Annotated in this window: 16 protein-coding genes and 1 pseudogene; 13 read left to right on the top strand and 4 right to left on the bottom strand. The window is 61.6% G+C overall.

Annotated elements, in window-relative coordinates; translation table 11 throughout:
• Positions 1-36 precede the first annotated feature (36 nt).
• From G7Y31_RS01235 to G7Y31_RS01220, 4 genes are all read left to right on the top strand, one after another.
• The gene (locus tag G7Y31_RS01235; protein ID WP_196823589.1) at positions 37-1,560 is read left to right on the top strand and encodes an alpha/beta hydrolase; all 1,524 of its coding nucleotides are present in this window, start codon (positions 37-39) and stop codon (positions 1,558-1,560) included.
• Positions 1,561-1,618: 58 nt separating this feature from the next.
• Positions 1,619-2,725 (top strand): alpha/beta hydrolase, encoded by a 1,107-nt coding sequence (locus G7Y31_RS01230; protein WP_165011085.1) that lies wholly within the window; start codon positions 1,619-1,621, stop codon positions 2,723-2,725.
• A gap of 218 nt (positions 2,726-2,943) precedes the next feature.
• Positions 2,944-3,951 carry a dTDP-glucose 4,6-dehydratase gene (gene rfbB / locus G7Y31_RS01225; RefSeq protein WP_196823634.1) on the top strand — a complete coding sequence of 336 codons (1,008 nt, stop codon included), beginning with the start codon at positions 2,944-2,946 and terminating at the stop codon, positions 3,949-3,951.
• A gap of 18 nt (positions 3,952-3,969) precedes the next feature.
• On the top strand, positions 3,970-5,340 hold the full coding sequence (locus G7Y31_RS01220; protein ID WP_165011033.1) for a sugar nucleotide-binding protein: 1,371 nt from the start codon (positions 3,970-3,972) through the stop codon (positions 5,338-5,340).
• Between the two features lie 127 nt (positions 5,341-5,467).
• Here G7Y31_RS01220 and G7Y31_RS01215 read toward each other — a convergent pair whose 3' ends face one another.
• The 3 genes from G7Y31_RS01215 to G7Y31_RS01205 form a co-directional block, all read right to left on the bottom strand.
• Entirely contained in the window at positions 5,468-6,628 is a 1,161-nt protein-coding gene (locus tag G7Y31_RS01215; protein ID WP_165011031.1) for an HNH endonuclease signature motif containing protein, read from the bottom strand.
• A gap of 540 nt (positions 6,629-7,168) precedes the next feature.
• Positions 7,169-7,801, bottom strand: a complete 633-nt coding sequence (locus G7Y31_RS01210) for an MBL fold metallo-hydrolase (RefSeq protein ID WP_165011029.1) — start codon at positions 7,799-7,801, stop codon at positions 7,169-7,171.
• A gap of 11 nt (positions 7,802-7,812) precedes the next feature.
• Positions 7,813-8,907, bottom strand: coding sequence for an S-(hydroxymethyl)mycothiol dehydrogenase (locus G7Y31_RS01205; RefSeq protein WP_165011027.1), 1,095 nt, complete (start codon positions 8,905-8,907; stop codon positions 7,813-7,815).
• A gap of 120 nt (positions 8,908-9,027) precedes the next feature.
• On the opposite strand from G7Y31_RS01205, the gene rfbA reads away from it, so the two are divergent.
• The 3 genes from rfbA to G7Y31_RS01190 are packed head-to-tail and all read left to right on the top strand — an operon-like array spanning position 9,028 to position 11,143.
• Positions 9,028-9,918, top strand: a complete 891-nt coding sequence (gene rfbA, locus G7Y31_RS01200; RefSeq protein WP_165011083.1) for a glucose-1-phosphate thymidylyltransferase RfbA — start codon at positions 9,028-9,030, stop codon at positions 9,916-9,918.
• Between the two features lie 10 nt (positions 9,919-9,928).
• Entirely contained in the window at positions 9,929-10,300 is a 372-nt protein-coding gene (locus G7Y31_RS01195) for a zinc ribbon domain-containing protein YjdM (protein ID WP_165011025.1), read from the top strand.
• Positions 10,301-10,306: 6 nt separating this feature from the next.
• Positions 10,307-11,143, top strand: a complete 837-nt coding sequence (locus G7Y31_RS01190) for a DsbA family protein (RefSeq protein ID WP_165011023.1) — start codon at positions 10,307-10,309, stop codon at positions 11,141-11,143.
• A 6-nt stretch (positions 11,144-11,149) separates the two neighbouring features.
• On the opposite strand, the gene G7Y31_RS01185 is transcribed toward G7Y31_RS01190, so the two are convergent.
• Complete coding sequence (locus tag G7Y31_RS01185) at positions 11,150-11,977, bottom strand: GDSL-type esterase/lipase family protein (RefSeq protein ID WP_165011021.1); 828 nt, start codon at positions 11,975-11,977, stop codon at positions 11,150-11,152.
• Between the two features lie 195 nt (positions 11,978-12,172).
• On the opposite strand from G7Y31_RS01185, the gene G7Y31_RS01180 reads away from it, so the two are divergent.
• The 6 genes and pseudogenes from G7Y31_RS01180 to G7Y31_RS12125 all read left to right on the top strand — a co-directional run.
• Positions 12,173-13,849 (top strand): AMP-binding protein, encoded by a 1,677-nt coding sequence (locus G7Y31_RS01180; RefSeq protein ID WP_165011019.1) that lies wholly within the window; start codon positions 12,173-12,175, stop codon positions 13,847-13,849.
• Positions 13,850-14,051: 202 nt separating this feature from the next.
• Complete coding sequence (locus G7Y31_RS01175; protein ID WP_165011017.1) at positions 14,052-15,776, top strand: ATP-binding cassette domain-containing protein; 1,725 nt, start codon at positions 14,052-14,054, stop codon at positions 15,774-15,776.
• A 27-nt stretch (positions 15,777-15,803) separates the two neighbouring features.
• Positions 15,804-17,618, top strand: a complete 1,815-nt coding sequence (locus tag G7Y31_RS01170; protein ID WP_165011015.1) for an ATP-binding cassette domain-containing protein — start codon at positions 15,804-15,806, stop codon at positions 17,616-17,618.
• Between the two features lie 133 nt (positions 17,619-17,751).
• On the top strand, positions 17,752-19,254 hold the full coding sequence (locus G7Y31_RS01165) for an ATP-binding cassette domain-containing protein (RefSeq protein WP_280527295.1): 1,503 nt from the start codon (positions 17,752-17,754) through the stop codon (positions 19,252-19,254).
• Positions 19,255-19,576: 322 nt separating this feature from the next.
• A complete protein-coding gene (locus G7Y31_RS01160) occupies positions 19,577-20,779 on the top strand; it encodes an IS1249 family transposase (RefSeq protein ID WP_196823588.1) in 1,203 nt (400 codons plus the stop codon).
• A gap of 839 nt (positions 20,780-21,618) precedes the next feature.
• Positions 21,619-21,846 (top strand): annotated as a pseudogene (locus G7Y31_RS12125) (ATP-binding protein); the annotation flags it as partial.
• Positions 21,847-21,884 lie beyond the last annotated feature (38 nt).

The raw sequence follows: 21,884 nt of genomic DNA, 5'->3' as shown, positions 1-21,884 counted from the left end.
TTGACAAAGACAACCGCACACAGGAAGAAACAATCCATGAAGCTCTTGAGGACTCTCACCTCTGCCACCGCGGCCGCCGCCCTGGCCGTAGGCGCCTTAACCACCCCCATCGCCAGCGCCGGACACGCGCCCGAAACCCGCTGGCCCAACAATGTTGCCCCAGCAGACCGCCTGTCCACCATCGAAGAACTCGACATCGAGCAAGAAGCCCAAAAGTACTTCAAGCGCGACGACAACGGGGAATTCATCGTCGAAGACGGCAACTTCATCAGCAACCCGCCCGACCACCTCAAGTGGCTGACCCCTGCCTACAACAAGCGCAAGAACGTCAAGTTCCTCACCGCCACCTCCCCCGCCATGGACGGTGCCAAGGTCAACCTGGCCGTCATCACCCCCACCGGCAACTTCGACCGCTCCCGCCCCACCATCTACCTGCTCAACGGCGCCGGCGGTGCCGAGCAGGGCATCGACTGGCTGGTGATGACCGACGGCGAAAAGGGCAACACCAACCTCATCGACTTCTACATCAAAAAGGACGTCAACGTCGTCGTAGTCCAAGACGGCGCATTCTCCTACTACACCGACTGGGTCAACGCACCAAAGACCGACTACCTGGACACCAAGCAAATGTGGGAGACCTTCCTAATCAAGGAACTCCCCGGCCCCCTGGAGCACCACATCAACGGCAACGGCAAGCGCGCCATCGCCGGCATGTCCATGTCCGCAACCTCCGCCCTCCTGCTCGCCGAACACAACCCGGGCTTCTACGACGCCGTGGGCTCCTACTCCGGCTGCGCCGCCACCTCCACCCCCATGCCGTGGCTCTACACCAGCCTGACCGTCCAGCGCGGCGGCGCCACCCCGGAGCAAATGTGGGGCCCGCGCGGCGGCGCCTACAGCCGCTTTAACGACGCCCTGATCAACTCCAACAACCTGCGCGGGGCCCACGTGTACGTCTCCACCTCCACCGGCCTGCCCGGGGAAAATGAGATGCTGTCCTCCTTCCTGCAAAACGGCAACACCAACCTGTCGTCCGCGTTTAAGTCCTCCTCCACCGTCACCATCGAAGGCGGCGCCATCGAGGCAGCCATGTACGACTGCACCACCCAGCTCAAGCGCAAGATGGACCGCGAGGGCATCCCCGCCGACTGGAACTTCCGCCCCACCGGCACCCACTCCTGGCCGGGTTGGAAGGAAGACATCTGGAAGTCCTGGAACACCTACGCCAAGGCCTTTGGCCAGCCGGAAGGCTACGGCGAAGACCCGAACCGCGGCATCGTTCCCGCTCCGGCCCCGGCCCTGCGCAGCGCCGTTGACCCGACCGCTGAGAAGACCGTTACCGAGCTGAACCTTGCAGACCTGAAGAACCTGCCTGCCGATATCTTGCCCGGGACTGCCGATGCCCCCAATGCCGATGCCGCGCCCACTGCTCCTGCAGCTCCCGCAGCGGCCGCTGCTCCCGCAGCCCCGGCCCCTGCTGCTCCTGCGGGCCCGACCTCCGGTGCGCCCGCACCGGCCCCTGAAGTGGTCGCACCTGCACCAGCCCCGACCGGAGCCTAAACACGCACCCGAACCCCAGAAGGACTTCTTCATGACTCACACGCGTCTTTCCGCAATGATGGCTGGCCTAACCACCGGCCTATCGGCAAAGGTCGCTGCGGCGTCGCTGAGCGCCGTGGCATTGGCCGGAGCGGCCTTTGCTGTCCCAGCGCAGGCCGCCACCGTGACCCCGCAGCAAGCAGCTGGCGGTGCACCGCAATCACAGATCAGCAACCTGCAAGTCACCCCGGAGGTAGCCAGCCGCACGTGGTTCGAGAAGTTTGGCAATGACCCCCGGGTGCTCAAACTTCAGGCCTCCTCCCCCGCGATGGGCGGACGCCAGATTCCTCTGGCGGTCATTCCCGCTGGTGAGCCCAACCGGCCTACCATCTACCTGCTCAACGGCGCGGGCAGCGCTGAGCAGAACTCTGACTGGCTGTCCATGTCCGACGTGGTGAACTTCTATGCGGACAAGAAGGTCAACGTAGTGGTCCCGCAGGCGGGTGCGTTCTCCTACTACACGGACTGGAATGTCTCGCCGGAGTCGAACTATCTGCGCGGCCCACAGAAATGGGAGACCTTCCTGACTAAGGAGCTGCCCGGACCGCTAGAGGCACGTCTGCAGGCCAACAACAAGCGGGCGATTGCTGGCATGTCGATGTCTGCAACATCCTCCCTGCTGCTGGCACAGCACAACCCCGGCTTCTATGACGCAGTGGGTTCCTTTGCTGGCTGCGCGCAGACGGCCTACCCGGCGCAGTACGAGTTCCTGCGCCTGACCGTCAACCGCGGCGGCGGCCAGCCGGAGCAGATGTGGGGCCCCATGGGATCGCCCACTAACCGCTACAACGACGCCTTCCTAAACGCCGCCAAGCTGCGCGGCACGGAGCTCTACATCTCCTCCGCCACGGGTCTGGCCAGCGCCACCGACCTGCCGGGCTATCACATGGCCCGCGGCGTCGACCCGCTGGTGGCCCACATTGGGTCCGCACAGTTGATTGTGGAAGGCGGCGTCATCGAAGCCGCAGTCAACAACTGCACCCACAACTTCAAGGCCAAACTGGATCAGCTGGGTATCCCCGCGGACTATAACTTCCGCAACGCCGGAACTCACTCCTGGCCGGGCTGGCACCAGGACCTGGAGCGTTCTTGGGCCACCTTCTGGCGCGCTTTCTACGCCAAGTAGCTCCGCGCAACACTCAAGCGGGCGGTGAGAGTTTTCTTGCCGCCCGCTTTTGCGTGCCGGCCCACACCAATCTCCCGTCGCACCCGGTCCAACACCCGTGCCGCGCCTCGCCCCACACCAATCTCCCGTCGCGCCCGGTCCAACACCCGTGCCCCGCACTACGCGCCGGTCGCCTGGCACCGCTGCACCCCTGGGTAAACTTATGCCCCATGCAAAGGATGCTTGTTACCGGCGGCGCCGGATTCATCGGCGCGAATTTTGTGCATATGGTGGCCCGCACCCGCCCGGAGGTCTCCATCGTGGTGGTGGACAAACTCACCTACGCAGGAAATCCGGCGAACCTGGCTGGCCTAGATTCGGCCCGGGTGCAGCTGGTGCAAGCCGACATCGCAGACGCCGCCGCTATGGACGAGCTGGTCGCCGCCGCGGACACGGTGGTCCATTTCGCCGCGGAGTCCCACAATGATAACTCTCTGCGCGACCCGGCCCCTTTCGTCCACACCAACCTGGTGGGCACCTTCACGCTGCTTGAAGCCGCGCGCCGCCACGACGTCCGCTTCCACCACGTATCTACGGATGAGGTCTTCGGGGACTTGGAGCTCGGCGCCGCCACGCGCTTTAGCGAGACCACCCCGTACCAGCCATCGAGCCCCTATTCGGCCACCAAGGCGGGTTCAGACCACCTGGTGCGCGCCTGGGTGCGCAGTTTCGGCCTGCGCGCCACCATCTCCAACTGCTCCAATAATTACGGACCCTTCCAGCACATTGAGAAGTTCATTCCCCGCCAGATTACGAATATCCTCGACGGGCGCACCCCGAAGCTCTACGGCACGGGCGCGCAGGTGCGCGATTGGATTCACGTCGACGATCACAACCGCGCGGTGCTTGACATCCTCGATCGCGGGCGCCTGGGCCACACGTACAACATCGGCGCTGACCAGCCAGAGCTGAGCAATAGGGACGTCATCGAGCTCATCTGCCGCCTGATGGGTGCCACGGACGCTGCTGGGCGTCCCATTTATGAACACGTCGCCGACCGCCCGGGCCATGATCAGCGCTATGCCATGGACGCCACCAAACTGCGCGCGGAGCTGGGCTGGCAGCCCGCTTTCGCAGATTTTGAGGCCGGCTTGCGCCAGACCATTGAGTGGTACACGCAGCACCCGCAATGGTGGCACGCGGCTAAGGAAGCTACGGAGGCCGCCTACGCCGCCCAGGGCCACTGATTACCCCAAGGAGCATTGATGCACACCGAACCCACCGCCATTCCCGGTTTATTGCGCCTGCATTTGGATGTGCACGGCGATAACCGCGGCTGGTTTAAGGAAAATTGGCAGCGCGAGAAAATGTTGGCCGCCGGCGTGCCGGATTTCCGCCCCGTGCAGCAGAATATTTCTTTCAATGCGGATCGCGGCGCTACCCGCGGTTTGCACGCGGAGCCTTGGGACAAGCTGGTTTCGGTGGCCGCCGGCCGGGTCTTTGGCGCGTGGTGTGACCTGCGGGAGGGCTCCCCGACGTTTGGCCAGCTGGTCACGGCGGAGCTGGGGCCGGATACCGCTTTCTTCGTTCCCCGCGGGGTGGCTAACGGTTTCCAGGCTTTGGAGGACGCTACGGTCTATTCCTACTTGGTCAATGATCATTGGTCGCCAGATGCGCAGTATTCCATGGTCAATCTGTCTGCGGTGTCCTGGCCGCTGCCCCCCACCCAGGTTTCTGCCAAGGACCTGGGGCATCCTCAGCTTGCCGATGCCGCCCCGATGCCTCCCCGTCGCATCCTCATCACCGGGGCCAATGGGCAGCTTGGGCGCGCTTTACGTGCCCTCCTGCCTGAGGCCGAGTTTTGCAACCGCGAGCAGTTTGATGTCTGTAATCCGCCCCAGCGGCCGTGGAAGCAGTACGAGGCGATTATCAATTGCGCCGCGTTTAACGATGTCAATGGCGCAGAGTCCGACCGCGCCCGCGCGTGGGAGGTTAATGCGTTAGCACCCGGCAGATTGGCGGCGATTGCTGCGGAGCACAATCTGACCCTGGTGCACGTTTCTAGTGATTATGTTTTTGGCAACCCGGCCCCGGCTCATGCGAAGACGTCGGGTTATACGGAGGCTGATGTCCCAGCCCCGTTGAGCTTGTACGGCGCGTCCAAGGCAGCCGGGGAGGCAGCTGCGGCCGGCGCGCCACGCCACTACATTATCCGCACGTCTTGGGTGTTTGGCGATGGCGCAAATTTCATCGCCACGATGGCTTCCCTGGCCCGCCGTGGGGCCACCCCTGCGGTGGTCTCCGACCAGCGCGGGCGGCTCACTTTCGCCGATGATCTGGCGGCGGGCATCGTCCACTTACTGCGTTCGGGGGCAGATTACGGCATTTATAACCTCTCCTGCACTGGCGATGCCGTAGGCCGCGACGAGGTCGCCATGGCTACCTTCATCGGCGTGGGCGCCGACCCAGCAGGGGTCACCCCAGTGACAACCGCCCAGTATGAGGAACTAGCGGGCCCCCAAGCCCCGCGCCCCGCCGAGTCCACCCTTGATTTATCCAAGTTGGAGGCCACTGGCTTTCGCCCGCGCAATTGGCGCGCCGCCCTGGCTCTCTACCTCGCCCGCCTCACACCTTAACCAACCCCGCACGTCTAGCCCCTCCGGCGGCCTGTTTTCGGCTGCCGTGGGGCTGGGGTGCTGCGCTGCTTGCTGCGCTGCTTGCCGCGTCGCGCTTGGCGTGCTGCCTGCGCTGTGGGCGCGGGGGTTAGTTGGTGGGGCTAGTCGGCACCGGAACACCACCACCGGGTGACTGCCAGGCCACCTGCCCACCAAGCCTTGTCATCCGACCCCGCCGGACGGGCACTCCTCCCGGAGGGTGGTCCTCGTTGGCACCATTATGGTGCGGGCATAACACCGTGAGGTTCTTGATGTTGGTTTCCCCACCATCTGCCCACGACGTGATGTGGTGGATCTGGCACTTATCAAACGGCACGTGACAATCCAACCACGCACACTCAGGGCTCTCCGCAGCAAGCAGGAGGCGCTGCTTGTCGGTAGCAAAGCGCTCCATACGGTAAACATCCACCGGACCATGCACCCGGCTTAGGATTGCGACAAACCCGTGCTTGAACAAAATGCGCTGGGCTAGCTCCGCCCCGCTCATCCGCGCCCCATTATTCGCCCGAACAATAATGTCGCCAGCTTCCCCCGCGCCGCCTGCGTTAGCACCGCTGGTGTTGGCATTGCCTGCGTTGGCGCTGCTTGCGCTGGCACTGGTGTGGGTGTTGCCCGTGAGGTCTGCACCGGTGCCGGTGGCACTGGTGTGGTTGCATTCGTTAACGGCGAGCAGCTTGGCGAAGGTATCTAGCTGCAGGGTAATCATGGGGATGTAGTTCAACCGCCCGGCACCACCTTCACCACGAACCAGGTTAAGGAAGCTCTCTGCCGGGGCGTCCTGATCGATGGCATCGTAGACATCGGTAAGGTCCACATCGCGAGCGGTTATCGACATGGTGGCTGTGCCGTTGGCGTAGCGGCGTATAGAGACTTTTTCTGCCGGGGTGTCATCCTTCGGGTTCCATTCCCGGCGTAGTTTGCGTGCCATGGTGGTGAATTGGCCTGCGGGTGTGGCGCATAGGTGTTGGCGCATTCGCCATTGTTGGGTGGTTTTGGTTTTGGTGACTTCGCGTTCTATTTCTTGCATGGCGATAAGCCCATGTCCGTGGCGGCGGGCGCCTTTAATAGCGCTCCTTTGCCTGCGGCTAGGCTGGCCGGGCCCACAGTACAGCTGGTAGAGGCGCACCAGGAACTCCGCGGTATCTGGCGCAACGCCTAAGCCCACCAGGTCTGTGGTGGTGGCATGCTCTAGCTGTGGCAGTGCGTCGATGACGCTGCCTAGCAGGGCGGCGATGTTGATCTCGTTCATGGTTGTGACGCTAAGGCGATAGCGCAACCCCGCGCAAGGGGAATTTTGGGAAAACCCGAAATCTGTGGATAACTCGCCGAAAATGTGCACTCTATTAGACAATTGTCGAAGAATTCCACAGGGAGAATGCCACAAACGTGACATAATCTAGCCCCCGCACGAGCAAACGGGGGTGCTGACTCAGCCCGGCCCGGCAATAAGACAGCGGCGCGAGCACGGGAAAAGGGGCCACAAACCAAGCTGCCCCGTACACGGGCAGACAGCGGCGCACGCGGGGAGGGGCCGCAAAATGGGTTGCGTGGAGAACGGGCGGACTGTGGCGCACGCGGGGAGGGGCCGCAAAATGGGTTGCGTGGAGAACGGGCGGACTGTGGCGCGCGCACGCGGGAAAGGGCCGCGAACTGCGTTGTGCGGCGCACGGGCGGATTGGGACGCACGCGAGAGGGAGCAGCGGCAGACTATTGCGGCGCGCAGGGAGGGAACCCAGCCTAGCCCGGTAAGGGGCTGAGGCGGGTGCGGGAAAGGGGCATCGGCAAGCTATTAGTAACCGCGGGCAATGTACTCGTCTAAGCGGGCGGACTCGGCGCTGATAGTGGTGGAGTCGCCGTGCCCGGGCAGGACACGATAGTCCGCGGGCAGGGCAAAAACTACCTCGCGCAGAGAGTTGATAATCGTGTCAAAGTCGGAGTACTTGCGCCCAGTGGCGCCGGGGCCGCCGTTGAATAGGGTATCGCCGCTCAGGAGTGCCGCCTCGCTGGGGATGGACAGCACCACGCAGCCGGGGCTATGCCCGGGGGTGTGCAGGACGGTGATTTCCTCCTCGCCCAGGTGCAGCGTCTGGCCGTGCGCAAGCGGCTGGTACGGGGCGCTGCCATTGCTTTCTTCCCACAGCTCCTGGTCGCCCGGGTGCAAGTAAACGTCCACGCCATAATGGGTGGCGACCTCTGGGGCCAGTTCGCAGTGGTCATTGTGGGCGTGGGTCAAAATCACGCCGCGAACGCGCCTGTCGCCCACGCGGCGGTAGACTTCGGCGGCATCGTGCGCGGGGTCCACGATGTAGACCTCGGCGTCTGCGCCCGGCGTTGCCGCCAGCACATAGACGTTGTTCTCCACGTCCCATTCGCCGCCGTCTAGGCGGAATTTCCCGGCGGTAACAAACTGCTCGATCTGCATGTAGTGCCTCCTTAAAGCTCCACCACGGAGCGCAGGACTTTGCCCTGCTTCATGGTGGTGAATCCGGCTTCGACATCGCCCAGCCCAATGCGCTCGCTGACGAACTTATCCAGCGGGAACTGCCCGTTTTGGAACAGGGAAATGTAGGCGGGGAAGTCGCGTTCTGGCAGGCAGTCGCCGTACCAGGCGGGGCGGATGGACCCACCGCGGCCGTAGAGATCAATGGCGGGGATATCAATGGTGGCCGTCAAGTTGGGCACGCCCACCATGACCATGCGCCCGGCGTGGTCGCGCGAGTAGAACGCCTGGCGCCAGGTGGCCATGATGCCCACGGCGTCAATGGCTACGTCGGTGCCAAACCCGCCGGTGAGCTCCCGTACGGCGTCGATGACTTCTTCTTCCGACTTGCCCGTGGAATTAATGGTGTGGGTGGCGCCGAATTCGCGGGCCGTGGCCAGCTTGTTATCGTCCAGGTCCACCGCAATGATGGTGGCAGCCCCTGCCAGGCGGGCACCGGCAATGGCCGCGGTGCCCACGCCGCCGCAGCCGAAGACCGCCACGGACTCCCCCAGCTGCACCTCACCGGTGTTTACGGCCGCGCCGAGTCCGGCCATAATGCCGCAGCCCAGCAGTCCCGCCGCCGCGGGGTCCGCCGCCGGGTCGACCTTGGTGCACTGGCCCTCATGGACCAGTGTCTTTTCTGCAAACGCGCCAATGCCCAGTGCGGGGGTGAGTTCCGTGCCGTCCTCGAGCGTCATCTTTTTCGAAGCGTTGTGGGTGTTGAAGCAGTACTTGGGTTCGCCCTTCTTGCAGGCCCGGCACTCGCCGCACACGGCGCGCCAGTTGAGCACCACAAAGTCGCCCTCGGCTACGTGCGTGACGTCGCTGCCTACCTGCTCGACCACACCGGCGGCTTCGTGCCCCAGTAGGAAAGGAAAGGCGTCTTCAATATCACCGTCGCGGTAGGCCAGGTCCGTGTGGCAGACGCCGCAGGTGGCAACCTTGACCACCACGTCATTGGCGCCCGGCTCCGGGATGACCACACCCACGGTCTCAACGTCGGCGCCTTTGCTGCGGGCAATTACTCCTTGCACAATCTCACTCATGCGGACCACCCTACCGTGATTTTCATTTGCCGCGCACTACTGAAAATGGATGCCGTTCTTGCCGAGGCCGCCATGCCTGCCGAGGCCCCCGTTCCTGCCCCGTCCGCTAGGCTAAACCCCATGCAACCCACCAAGGGCATTATTCTCGCCGGCGGCTCCGGCACTCGGCTGTACCCGATTACCAAGGGCATTTCTAAACAGCTCATGCCCATCTATGACAAGCCGATGGTCTACTACCCATTGACCACGCTGATTCAGGCCGGTATCCGCGAGATCCTCATTATCACCACCCCGGAGGATTCTGCGGCGTTTCAGCGTCTATTGGGCGATGGCTCCCAGTGGGGCCTGATGCTCCACTACGCGGTCCAGCCCCGCCCGGAGGGCTTAGCACAGGCCTTCCTCATTAGTGCAGACTTTGTGGGCGATTCCCCGGTGGCCCTGGTGTTAGGCGATAACATTTTCGACGGCCACGGTTTTACAGCAGCCTTGACCCAACGCCGCGAAACGGGAGGCACCATTTTTGCCTATGAGGTCTCTGATCCGCAGCGCTATGGCGTGGTGGAATTCGCCGCGGATGGCCGCGCGTTGAGCATCGAGGAAAAGCCTGCGCAACCGAAGTCCAATCACGCGGTGGTGGGGCTGTATTTCTATGACAATTCGGTCCTAGACATCGCGAAGACCATTGCCCCCAGCGCGCGGGGGGAGCTGGAAATCACCGCGATTAATGAGGAGTATTTGCGCCGCGGCCAACTCCACGTCCAGCGTATGCAGCGCGGGGATGTGTGGCTGGATACGGGCACTATTGACTCGATGAGCGAGGCCGCCTCCTACGTCGAGGTGCTCCAGAAACGCACGGGTGCCATCATTGGTTCACCGGAGGTGGCGGCGTTTGAGGCCGGGTTTATCACCCGCCAGGCGCTGCTGGATTTGGCCGCCCCGTTGCGCAAGTCTGGTTATGGTCTCTACCTGGAGGCGGCGGCCAGCGATGGTGGTGTCCAGGCCCCGTGCTAGCTTTAGGCTTATGACTGCACTTCCCGCTTGTCCCGAGTGCTCGAGTGAGTACACCTACGAAATGCCGCCGTTACTGGTGTGTCCCGAGTGTGCCCACGAGTGGCCTGCCGCTGTGGCTGATTCTAAGGCTGAGTCTGCCGATGCCGCCCCCGCCACCATCAAGGACTGCGTGGGCAATGTGCTTGCCGATGGCGACTCGGTCACCGTCACCACTACCGTCAAGGTCAAAGGTGCCTCCCAGCCGCTCAAAGCAGGAACCAAGGTCCGTAACATTCGCCTCAACCCTGATGCAGGTGCCGGTCCGGAGGACCACAATATCGACTGCAAGATTGATGGCTTTGGGGCCATGTCCTTGAAACCATCCGTGGTAAAGAAGGCGTAGCGAGAGATGTCTGGTTCTTCGCGCAACCCTCGCGGTATCGGCTGGCCGGTGCTGGTGCTGGCAATCATTGTGGCGGCAGCCGTGGCCGGGTTAGCAGTGTACGCTTTCACCCGGCCGGATAATGGCACCCAGCTGGCAGAGTCGACCGCAAGCGGCAGCCCCAGCAATTCAGCAACGGAAGTAAACGGGGAGGAAGCGGGGGCATCGGCAAGCTCTGGCACACCTGACCGGGGCAAGGGCGCAACGCTGTGGGGGCCGGGCGTGGAGCTATCGCAGCTGAGCGAGGCCGCGCAGGTGCACCGGCGCCTTGACGGCGATCCTTTTGCGAGCGGAAGGGTGGACGCGCCGGTAGTGATGTCAGAGTTTTCAGACTTTGAATGTCCCTTCTGCGCCCGGCATGCCAACGAGGTGGAGCCCCAGCTGCGCAAGCTGGTGGACGAGGGCACGCTGCGGATTGAGTGGAATGATTTCCCCGTCAACGGCGACGCCGCCACTGCCGCAGCCAAGGCCGGACGCGCGGCCGCTGAGCAGGGGAAATTTGAGCAGTTCAAGCGGGAGTTGTACTCCGCCAGCAAGGATGTGGCGGGCCACCCGAACTATGGGATTGAAGACTTCGTGCGCTTTGCCAAGCAAGCCGGTGTGGCGGACTTGGAGCGCTTCCGGGCGGATGCCACCAGCAACAAGTATGACCAGGCGATTGCGCACGCGCGGGATTATGCCAGCCAGATAGGGATTAGTGGCACCCCGGCGTTCATCGTAGGCGGGCAGTTTATCTCCGGCGCGCAGCCTGTGGAGGTCTTCCTCAAGGCCATCGAGGAAGAAGCCGCCGCGGCCCGGCCCTAAGCGCGGTTAGGAGCGCGCCACAATGCCGGCCACGTACTGCTGGCCGCGCTCGTTGATGTGCAGGGGCAGGTACTGGGTGCCTGCCCCAAAATCCACCAGGCCAGACCACATGCGCTGGCTATCGCTGGCGCACATGCCGTTGTGGCGGGTGGCTGGCTTCAAGTCCAGGAACTCCACGCCGGTGGCGCGCGCTAGGTCCACCTGCATCCACTGGGCCTTGTTTTCCCAGTCCTGGACCTGCGGCAGCGGAATGGGGGCTTGGGAGGAAGAACCGCCCAGGTTAAACAGGCAGTAGTTACCGTTATCGCCGATGGTGGGGTAGCCGACAATCTGAATGCGCGCATTCGGGGCGGCGTTGCGGATGAGCTGGATCAGGGGCACGTTGGCCCGCACCCACTGCTCGCGGATCTGCTGCATGTTCAGCCGCGGGTTGTTATAGGTGTCGTTGAAGCCAACGGTGTAGACCACGCGCGCGGTGGCCGGGGTCAGGGCGCCGGTGCGGATGGCATCATCAATCTGCGCGCGCATGTGCGGACCGTGGGACATGGTCACCGTGCCGGAGCAGGAGAAGTCACGCACCGGCATGCCCATCATGGCCCCGGCGCGGCGGGCGTAGTTATTGGACTGCGGGCAGCCCAGGCCGTTGCGCACGCTGGAGGCCTCGGGCCCCAGGCGGGAGCTCAGATAGTCGTTACCGTTCGGGTTGGCGAGTACGGAGTCGCCGAAGGCAACAAGGTTGCGCTCCTGCGCCAGGGCGGTCGCGGGGGCAAAAAGACTGGTCGCAGCCATACAGGCAGCGACGACGGCAGTGGCGCTCTTAATTCGCAGGCGCATGAGGACTTCCTCCCTGTTTTGCAGATTTTTGGCCCAGGGGTGGCGGACGCACACCCCCCTCTACGTTTACGGCCAAAAATACACTATATTGTCACTTCGGTAACTCCTAAAGCAGAATACTGCATGTTCGCCCAAAACACAGACCCAAAACACAGACCATTGCCCCTGCACGCCCGCAACACCTGAGGAAGCCCCATGAATCTCGCCCAGCTTCGCCGCCTACCTTTCCACGCGAAAACCGCAGGCCAACTAGCCCGTACCCTGTTAAGTTCTGGCATTATCGGCCCCCAGGGCGGCCCCAAGGCCATTGCCGCCCTGCCCGCCGTCCTGGCGCGCTACCGTTTCACTACCGCCCGCGAGCTGGAGCAGGGGGCGCTAACCTGCCCACAGCGCGTGGCATTGATCGACGATGACGGCCAGCTGACCTACCAGGAGCTGCGCGATCACGCCCGCGCCTTTGCCAAGTATTTACAGCAGCACGCCGCCGCCTCTTCTCTAGCCAGCGGCGCCTCCCCCATCCGGCTGGGTGTGATGGCCCGCAACGGCCGCGCGATTGTCACCGCCTTGGGTGCCAAGGGCTACGTGGGCGCGACCATCTACTTGCTCAACATCGGCTCTTCTCCGGAGCAGCTCCTGGGCACGCTGGAGGAAAACCAGATCACCCACCTGGTGGTGGACTCGGAGTTTCTCGAGCGCCTGCCGGACAACTACAGCCGGGACTTAGACATTGTGATCGGCCATGTGGACCCAGCTGACGCGGTGCCGTCGCATCTACCTGAGGAGCTCCCCACCCTGGCGGAAGTCTGCGCCCGGGACTTCTCTGCGGTCAAACTTCCGGTGTTCCCCTCCCATGGGCCGATTGTGTTGATGTCTTCCGGTACCACCGGAATCCCCAAGGGCATCATCCGCCCGGAGCCGGCCTTCCCAGCGGTGCTCAGCACGATCATGTCCAACATGCCGTGGCGTGCGGACCAGAAGGTCCAGCTCACCGCCTCCATCTTCCACACCTGGGGCTGGGCGTGCCTGAACATCGCGCTGGGGGCGCGCAACACCATTGTCACCCGCCGCGTCTTTGACCCGGTGGCCTGCTTGGAGGACATTGAGCGGCATCGGCTAGATGGGTTGCTGTCCTCGCCGGTGTTCTACAAGCAGATGGTGGAGGCAGATCCCACCGGTACTTACGATGCCTCCTCGCTTACCTTCATTGCCTCCTCCGGGCATGCTCTGTCCCCGCAATTGGTCCAGGACACCATCGCCCGCTTTGGCCCCATCTTGGCCAATGTGTACGGTTCCACGGAGCTGACCTTGGCCGCGGTGGCCAACGCCAAGCAGATTGCGGCGGATCCCACCATTGGCGGCAAGGTAGCCTCTGGCACCACCATGAAGATTTTGGACAGCAATGGCGTGGAGGTCCCTCAGGGGGAGGTGGGCGAGATTTTCCTGTCCAACTCCATGACGCTCACCGGCTACACCAAGCCCGGCATGGAAGTCGAGCGCGTCCAGGGCCTGGTCTCTATTGGCGACTTGGGCTATTTTGACGCCGATGGCTTCCTGCATGTCCTGGGCCGCGCGGATGACATGATCATCGTCGGCGGGGAAAACGTGCACCCTCAGTCAGTCACCGAGGTCCTGGAGACCATGCCGGGGGTTCATGAGGTCTACTCCGGCGGCGTGGATGATCCGGATACGTTCAAGCGCATTGCCGTGTGGGTGGTGCGCACCAAGGACGCCCTGGGCCAAGCCCTCACGGAGGACAGCATTCGTGCCTTTGTGGATGAAAAGCTGGCTTCCCACTCGATCCCCCGGGACGTCCATTTCCGCGACCGGCTCCCGCGCAACCCCACGGGCAAGGTGGTGCCGCGGCTGCTTTAGCGGCCCATTTTTCTGCGCAGTTTTCTGCACAGTTTTCCTGTGCCCGCCGCGGCGGGTGGGGTAGTCTACTGGGGAAGAACCCGTCACCATAGGTCTTGCGGAGGTGGATAGTCATGACGAATGCAGCACAGCTATCAGCTCAATCAGTATTTGCACTCTCCACCAGAAAGGCACAGGGGCACCGCCCCTTAACGCATATCCTATGGACACCCTCATTGGTTTTACTTCAATCCAGCGCGCCTGGCGCATTGCACCACTGTTAACCTCCCTGGCCCTTGTGGGCACCGTAGCGGCTAAGGCCGCACAGTTCTACCTGCTCTATTCCGTATCTCAACTGGCTGCTCAGGCCGCACAAGGCGCAGTCGAGTTTTCTGCAGCTTTCCTGACCCTGCTGCCGGTCTTGGTCGCAGTCCCGCTCATTGATGCAGCCGCAGACCACCTCATCTACCGACTCCAGGGCAGGCTGCACGCCTGGCTTCAGCCTGCCGCCTTAGCGCGGGATCTGGCCCACCCGCACGGCCAACTGGCCTCCCAAACTCAATCTTGGGTAGGCCAAGAAGGTATCTCCCTGGTGTTCTACGTCTTTCAGCAGCGGCTTTCCGGTGCAGTCTCCGTGCTGCTGCTATGCCAGTGGAATCTCCTTCTGGGCCTAGCGGTGGGGGCAGCCACCTGGTATTCCGGCGCCATGACCTCCAAATACCAAGCGGTCATGCACCAAGATCTGGCCGGTACTACGGACCAACCGGCGCAGCGCGCCCAGTTCTATTGGCACACTCTCACGGGGGCAGAATTTGCAGAGGAGTCGCGACTGTTCCAACTAGGCAGCCTCCTGCGGGAGCGCTTCACCGCCGCCACCGCGCTGAAGCTAGACACTGCAGCCACTCGCACTCGCCGCTTGGGTGCGCAAACCCTCAAGGCGAGCGCCCCCTTCTTTCTGGTGTTCTTCCTCTATATCGTCTGGACTGTGCGGCAGCCGGGGACCGACTATGCCGCGTTCCTGGGCACCATCGTGGTAGCCGCTCCCGGCCTGGCAGGCCTGGGCACCCTGGGCTCAGTGCAGCTCCACGCCATCGAGTTTGAGTCCATGTTGCGCCAGCTCGCTTTCGCTCAGTCCCCCGCAGCTTGTGTTGCCGATGCCCCCGCCGAAACCCCTGGCGGCACCGCTGCCAGCTCCCCTGTCCACAACGCCTCCGGCACGAACACCCCACCGTTGGTTACTTTCACGGACGTCTCCTTCTCTTACCGGGACTCCCTCGTGCTCGACAGGTTGAACCTCGACATTGCCCGCGGAGAGAAAGTGGCCATCGTCGGCGAAAACGGTGCTGGCAAGTCGACGCTAATTAAGCTGCTCACGGGCGAGCTCACCCCGACTACCGGAGCGGTGCAGTTAGACAACGGCAACCCACGGCACAAAGCTGCAGGAAGTGGGGGCATCGGCCTGGTAGCCCAAGACTTCATGCGCCCACCGCTGACAGCAACGGAGTCCATATACTTGGGCCGCGAGCACCTGCACCCCAACCATCGGGCAATCACGCAAGCCCTGGGCATCGGGAGTCTCATAGCCGAGCACGACGCGGACGGCGAGTATTCGCGCGGCCAGTGGCAAAAGCTCGCCATCGCCCGCGCGCTGGTCACTGCCCCAGCGCCGTGGGGTCGGCTGCTCATTCTTGACGAGCCCACCTCCGCACTCGACATCTACGCCGAAAAGGCCCTGTACGGGCAGGTCCTCCACCAGGCCGATCCCACCGATACCCTCATTGTCATCACCCACCGGCTGTTTTCCATCACGAACGTGGACCGCATCATTGTCCTCGCCAACGGTGAAGTGGTGGAGCAAGGCACGCACAGCCAGCTCCTCGCGCTCGGTGGAACATATTCCCAGATGTACCGCACCCAGCGACGCCTCTATTCCCTCGACGCCGACTAACCCGCCACCCTTGCTAGAGGAGTTTCCATGACCCCCTTAATCTCCCCCGTACGCGCCCGGATTGCCATGTGCGGATTCTTCCTTCGCCACCTTCCTGCCCGCGCTGGTGCACTGCTGCTGACCTTTAACCTCTTTAGTCTGGGCAGCGTTTTGTTCCCCACTGCGGTGGCCGTCGCACTCACCGGCCAGCTGGGCAGCTGGAACGTCCCGCAGTGGACGGGCATTGCGTACTTTGTCCTGGTGATGGCCGCAGTCCAGTTGCTTGGTCCCATGGCTGGCAGCACTCAGATTGACGTGGCCACGCGGTTGGCTGCTGAGTCCAATCAGCGCATCGCGCAGTCGCTTAGCAGCATTAAATACCTCGATGACCTTGAAGATTCCCAGCTCCAGGAGGCCCTGTCCCTATTGCGCTCACGCGACACCGTCCTGGGCGAGGCCATGGTGCGCACCTTCCAGGCCGTGGTGAACCTTAGTGTGCCTGTGCTCCTGGTGGCCGCCGCCGCGCTGTCTAACCCCCATTTCCTGTGGATTCTGCCCGCCTGCGTCCCCGCACTGTGGGCTGGCATTCGGGCGGAGAAACTGCAAGAGCTTGCCGATACCGCCGTGGCTCCCCACCAGCGCAAGCTTCAGCTTTTTGCCCAAGCAGTGGCGGGCAGTTCGCTCCCTACTGAATTGCGGGTCTACCGCGCTAGTGACTGGTATTTGCGCACCTTCGCTGGCTGGGTCCACTTGTGGAATGCTCCCCTGCAACGCACCAATCTGCGCATCACGTGGTTACATGCACTGGCTAGCTGTTTCTACTTCGGCGCAGGCGGGCTTATTGTCTGGCGGGGCGCTGACTCGTTGTCCCCGCAAGCGTCGCTGGTATCAGTGTTTACGATTATGCAGCTCGCCACCTTGCTTTCTGGCCTTCGCTTCGCTTATGCCGATCTTTCCCAGGCATACCGCGAGTATGCCCGCTTTCAATCCGTACTGCGCGCCGGGGCAACGCCTTTGACCGCCGATACTCCCGTACCACGGCAGTCAGACACCGTACCGCCGCAGTCTGACACCGTACCGACGCGCTCCGACTCCGTAATAACTCTGGACCGGGTCTGCTACACCTACCCAGGTGCTTCTGCTCCGGCGCTACACGAGGTATCGTTGCAGCTGCCTCGGGCATCGCTGATTGCCGTCATGGGCCAGAATGGTTCTGGTAAATCTACCCTGGCCATGCTACTGCGCGATGTGCGCAGGCCTTCCTCTGGAACGCTGTCCTGGAACAGCCGCAGCTATACCACCAATGCCGAGGGCACCCGGGTGTTCACGTTGGCAGGCATCCCACAGCAGCCTTCCCACTGGGAACTCACCGCATACGAAGCCGCCACCCTCCCGCAGGCCGGTGCGAATGGTCCGTTTGCTCAGCAGGATTTTGCGCTAGAGGCGAGCGGCGCTGCGGCGGTCTTTAGGCGGCTGCCCCGCGGCAAAGACACCCACATTGGTGCCAGTTGGGATGATGGTGTGAAGCTTTCCGGCGGCCAGTGGCAGCGCTTGGGCAACTGCCGGGGCCTCTTGGGTTCGCACGAGGCTGATCTGGTGGTTATTGATGAGCCCACTTCTGCGCTCGACGCCCACGCCGAAGCGCACTTGCTACACAGCTGCCGTCAGATTGTCGCGGGCTCAGACCACGGTACCTCCGTTGTTCTGATTACCCACCGAGTATCCTCCGCGCTGCGCTCGGACTTCGTGGTTTTGTTCGACCAAGGCCGCGTCGTCGCAGCTGGCCCACCGCGCGAGCTTTTGCGCACCAACTCCGCATTTGCTGAGCTGGTTGCCCAATACGGCTCCCCCAGTGACGACTGACACTAAGATGAGCCAAGTCAGGAATCTCAAACTTTTGAATACATAGTTCCCTATTTGGAGGTCTACATTGCAACACCTATGCAAAGTTGTCCGCGAGGCCTGGCAGACATCGCCGGGCAGGAATTTTCTGATTGTGCTAACGATTGTTGTCTCATCTGTGTCTACTGTGCTGGCACCGTATGCGCTGGGCCGGGGTATTGGCTCTTTGATGGCTGCGACCGATCGAACCGAGTTTTTAACAACCGCCGGCCGGGTAGCTATCGTGTATTCCCTATTGTGGCTGGTTGGGTCTTCACTGACCTACGTAATCTACCCTTTGTATGGCCTGGTGGAGCAACGTTTGCAGTCCACGGTGATGGCCCGTGCACTTAAGGACAGCATTACAGCCGATCCAAGCATGCGCCACCAGATGGATAATGGCGAGATCTCTTTTGCTATTGACACTAACGCTGGTACCTATCGTGATAGCCTGGCGGGGCTCTACCTTTCAGTTTTTCCTGCTGTGTTGTCGCTGGTAGCCGGCGTATGGGCGGTAGTTGTGGCCAGTTCCTGGGTGGAAGGCCTCATAGTTGCCGCGGCCGCTATCTTGTATGCGGTGGCAAGCAAACCCCTCATCGCAGCTCACCAAAAGGCCCAGGCGGCATTCTTCAAAGAAAATATGCGAAGCTTTGGCGTGCTTGGCAACTCTTTGGGCCTATGGAAAGAAGCCGTGGTTTTTAGCGTCCCGCAGTTCTTGTATTCGCGGTACCGGTCCGATCGCGTCACCGTGGAAAAAGCAGGCGCCGCCTCCTACGCCGCCACGCGCCGTTTATACCTGGCTCAAGGACTAATTTTGGCGGCAACAATTTGTACTCTGGTTTTCACAATTAGCTACCGCACCCCATTGGGGGACGGGCAAGTGATCGGTGCGATTGTGTCAACTGTGGGAATCGCGGTAGCAGCCATTGGCCCGCTGCAGACGGTGGGCTTTGGTATTTCTTCCCTGGCCGTGGCAATTTCCCAGCAGAAGGAATCGAGCGAGAAGATCCGTCCCCATCGCCGGGCCGAAGATGTCCAGTCAGTCGTCCGACATGACCAAGTCGCAGAATTATCCAAACTCCTGACCCAACCGCCCCACCGCCCCATTTGGGTACTCGGTGAAAGTGGTACGGGTAAGACTACGCTGCTAGAGGGGCTGTTGGGGCTTAATTCCTCTGAGGTAGAGGTCCCGCGCAGCTCTGGGTATGTGCAGCAGTCCCCGGGCCTGCTCAATGCAACGGCCGTCGATAACGTTATCTTTGGCCGCGATATTTCTCGCGAGGCCGCTGGGGACATTTTAAGCACTGTGGGCCTGGAGTCCTTTGCACCGCAAGGCTCCAACCATTCGCGTGATGTTGCCGGTGAAGAAGGCAAGGTATCCGGCGGCGAGCGGCAGCGCATCGCCATCGCGCGGGCCCTAGTATCAGACGGTGACTTGGTTGTCTTGGATGAGCCCACCAGTGGTCTTGATGCCTCTTCGCGCGCCAAGGTGTGGGCCCTGATTGAACGCTGCGCCCAAGATCGTCACATTGTGGTGGCTACTCACGATGACAGCGCCCCCATACGCGAGGATGACTTGGTGTTCCGCCCATCCCGCGTTGGTGCCCCGCGAAGCTAGCCCGTCTCCCACGCACAGCTTGCCGATGCCCTACACTGCCACCTATCGCCTCCCCTCACCGTGGCTTGTGCGTCCCGAGGCGACCCTGTCAGTATTCCAACCCCTGGGAGTCTCTATGAAAGTGTTCCTACCCCGTCGCCGTCATTACGCCCGAGCATACCCGGGCTAATGGTCAAAATGTGTTGGTGAATTTGTCTGTTTCTGTGCTCCGTGCTGGTGGTATTAGGAATGATTTACTGTTCTGGGGTAAATGAGCGGTCAATGCACTGAAATCCCACAGGCCACCGACCAAGTGTGATATGGGGGCGTAGACGATGAGGGGATGAGTACTAAACATCCCCCATGCCCGGTGTGCGCCGGGCGAAGTATCAAGCATGGAACGACTACGAGTAGCCGCCAGCGTTGGCGCTGCAAGGAGTGCGGGCACACCTTTACCCGTTGCCACGACGACGCCGGCCAAGCGATGTGGTTTAGAGTCTTCGTTGACTGGCTCACCAGCGGAATTTCACTAAACACGCTGGCCAAGATACACAACGTGAGCGTATCGACACTCCAACGCCGCTTCGCCACCTTCTGGTACGTGCAACCACCAATGCCAGCAGACCCCCACCGGGTCTATGACCAGGTCTTTATCGATGGGACATACTTCAACACAAAATGCCTGCTTGTCCTAGCCGACTGCGACCATGTCATCTCATGGTTCTGGGGATACACCGAAGATTCCTGGGCCTACGGCCGATTACTCGACACTATTGCCCCGCCACTGATTGCAACGACAGATGGCCATAAAGGCTCAGCAAAAGCCATCCGAAACACCTGGCCTGAGACCAAAATCCAACGCTGCCTCGTCCACGTCAAACGAAATATCCAAACCGCTACAGGTCTTCATCCCACATCAGCAATGGGCAAGGCACTACGCCGACTATCCCTAGAGCTACTGCACATAGACGATCTCGACCAGGCCGCCGACTGGACGATAAAGCTGCAGAAGTTCGGCCAAACCTTCAACACGCAGCTCAATGAGAAAAGCTACGTCAAAGACACCCCGCTTGAGCAGATCCCGAAATCGAAGCGACACAACAAAAGATGGTGGTACACCCACTACACCCACCGAGCCGCCTACATGCAGCTGGTGCGACTTTCCAAGGCCGGTCACTTGTTTACCTACCTGACCGAAAAGCAGGGCACCATCGCCTATAAAAGCACCACCAACAGCCTAGAAGGTGGCATCAACTCCCCGATAAAAAGCCTCCTGCACGCCCACAGAGGCCTCAGAGATGAACATCAACGCATCGCCTGCGACTGGTGGCTCTACACCCACACACAACACACCACCACCGACCCCGTAGACATCGCCAGAGAACAAAATTGGGGCAAGGACGCAACCGCCAAAGCCACGATCCTTGCCCACCACGAGCGCCAAACCGCCAACGGTCACGACGACGGGCGGCCCGCACTCCTCGACAACGCCATCGACGCTGACTACAACCACAGTATGGGAATCAGGAAAGGCACCATCCACTAACCCCCACCAACACATTCTGACCATTAAGACGACACGCCGAAAAACAACACATTTTGACCATTAGGCCGCATACCCCCCATCTTTTCGGGATAAATGCGGAGTATAGCGGTGATGAAAATCCCAGGACAACAGTATCACGGCGATTTGCGTCAGCTCCACCCCGAGCGTCTTCTCGCCTACTACTTGTGGGAAGACAAAGAACTGATGATGAACGAAATACCTCGTGCCGATTTCGGGTATTTGGTCGGGGTAGTCTGCATAGGTGGTAGGGGTGTTTCTGGCTAGGTGGTCGGGTCATGATCTGTGTGGTGGTGTGGTCGTCAATTCTGCGGCATCGTGACACGTTTTCATGACTAAGGAGGCCATGTTCATGGCTTCATTTAAAGAGATCATGGCGATGTGGCTGGAAGGCAAAAGCTTTGACGCGATTGCTTCTGCCTTGGGGTGCTCCAATCGCGAATCCCCTATCGTGCTGGGTCGGCAGGCACGGCACTGGCAAAAGGCCTCTACGGAGCCAAACGAATTCCAGCTGAACTTTCCGAGCGCGCCCGACAGTTGGCCGAGCCAACCACAAGCGCGTGGCGCGAGTGATGAAGCAATGAGGCCTGTACGGCTTCAGCAAGAAGCGCAGTGTGAAAACTACGGTGTCCGTTTCTTCCCGCCGGGTATTCCCGGACCTGGTCAAAAGGAGTTTCCGTGCCGATGAGACCAACCATTTGCACGTTGGCGATGTCACTTACCTGCTTATCCAAGGAGGAACAAATCTGTATCTCGCGACCGTTATCGACTGCTATTCCCGCAGGTCGATCGGGTTTTCTATTGCTGACCACATGCGCACTGACTTCCATGGTCAAGACGACCTAACCAAAATCTTTGTTGAAAGAGACGGCCGACTCCCGGCCATCAATTCATCGCAATCGAGTGCAGGCTACTGGCTCAAGGCCCTGCCCAATCGAGTCGGAGCAGACTCACTCGTCAGCAGGATCAGCAGCGGGCGCCATATAGAAATTGGGGACTTTGACATGCGTAAGCATCTTGTAACCATCCGCGACAACACGAACACCTAACCCCAAACACCAGCCCGGCCATGCAACGCCGGGGCTGG

Origin of the sequence: Corynebacterium lizhenjunii (assembly GCF_011038655.2) — a bacterium.
GTDB lineage: Bacteria > Actinomycetota > Actinomycetes > Mycobacteriales > Mycobacteriaceae > Corynebacterium > Corynebacterium lizhenjunii.
Note: the sequence above shows the minus strand (reverse complement) of the source record. Positions and strands in the feature narration are given on the sequence as shown.

Excerpts from the sequence above, each read along its gene's own strand:
- G7Y31_RS01235 (WP_196823589.1), top strand. The coding sequence starts at position 37 with ATGAAGCTCTTGAGGACTCTCACCTCTGCCACCGCGGCCGCCGCCCTG.
- G7Y31_RS01230 (WP_165011085.1), top strand. The coding sequence starts at position 1,619 with ATGGCTGGCCTAACCACCGGCCTATCGGCAAAGGTCGCTGCGGCGTCG.
- rfbB (WP_196823634.1), top strand. The coding sequence starts at position 2,944 with ATGCTTGTTACCGGCGGCGCCGGATTCATCGGCGCGAATTTTGTGCAT.
- G7Y31_RS01220 (WP_165011033.1), top strand. The coding sequence starts at position 3,970 with ATGCACACCGAACCCACCGCCATTCCCGGTTTATTGCGCCTGCATTTG.
- G7Y31_RS01215 (WP_165011031.1), bottom strand. The coding sequence starts at position 6,628 with ATGAACGAGATCAACATCGCCGCCCTGCTAGGCAGCGTCATCGACGCA.
- G7Y31_RS01210 (WP_165011029.1), bottom strand. The coding sequence starts at position 7,801 with ATGCAGATCGAGCAGTTTGTTACCGCCGGGAAATTCCGCCTAGACGGC.
- G7Y31_RS01205 (WP_165011027.1), bottom strand. The coding sequence starts at position 8,907 with ATGAGTGAGATTGTGCAAGGAGTAATTGCCCGCAGCAAAGGCGCCGAC.
- rfbA (WP_165011083.1), top strand. The coding sequence starts at position 9,028 with ATGCAACCCACCAAGGGCATTATTCTCGCCGGCGGCTCCGGCACTCGG.
- G7Y31_RS01195 (WP_165011025.1), top strand. The coding sequence starts at position 9,929 with ATGACTGCACTTCCCGCTTGTCCCGAGTGCTCGAGTGAGTACACCTAC.
- G7Y31_RS01190 (WP_165011023.1), top strand. The coding sequence starts at position 10,307 with ATGTCTGGTTCTTCGCGCAACCCTCGCGGTATCGGCTGGCCGGTGCTG.
- G7Y31_RS01185 (WP_165011021.1), bottom strand. The coding sequence starts at position 11,977 with ATGCGCCTGCGAATTAAGAGCGCCACTGCCGTCGTCGCTGCCTGTATG.
- G7Y31_RS01180 (WP_165011019.1), top strand. The coding sequence starts at position 12,173 with ATGAATCTCGCCCAGCTTCGCCGCCTACCTTTCCACGCGAAAACCGCA.
- G7Y31_RS01175 (WP_165011017.1), top strand. The coding sequence starts at position 14,052 with ATGGACACCCTCATTGGTTTTACTTCAATCCAGCGCGCCTGGCGCATT.
- G7Y31_RS01170 (WP_165011015.1), top strand. The coding sequence starts at position 15,804 with ATGACCCCCTTAATCTCCCCCGTACGCGCCCGGATTGCCATGTGCGGA.
- G7Y31_RS01160 (WP_196823588.1), top strand. The coding sequence starts at position 19,577 with ATGAGTACTAAACATCCCCCATGCCCGGTGTGCGCCGGGCGAAGTATC.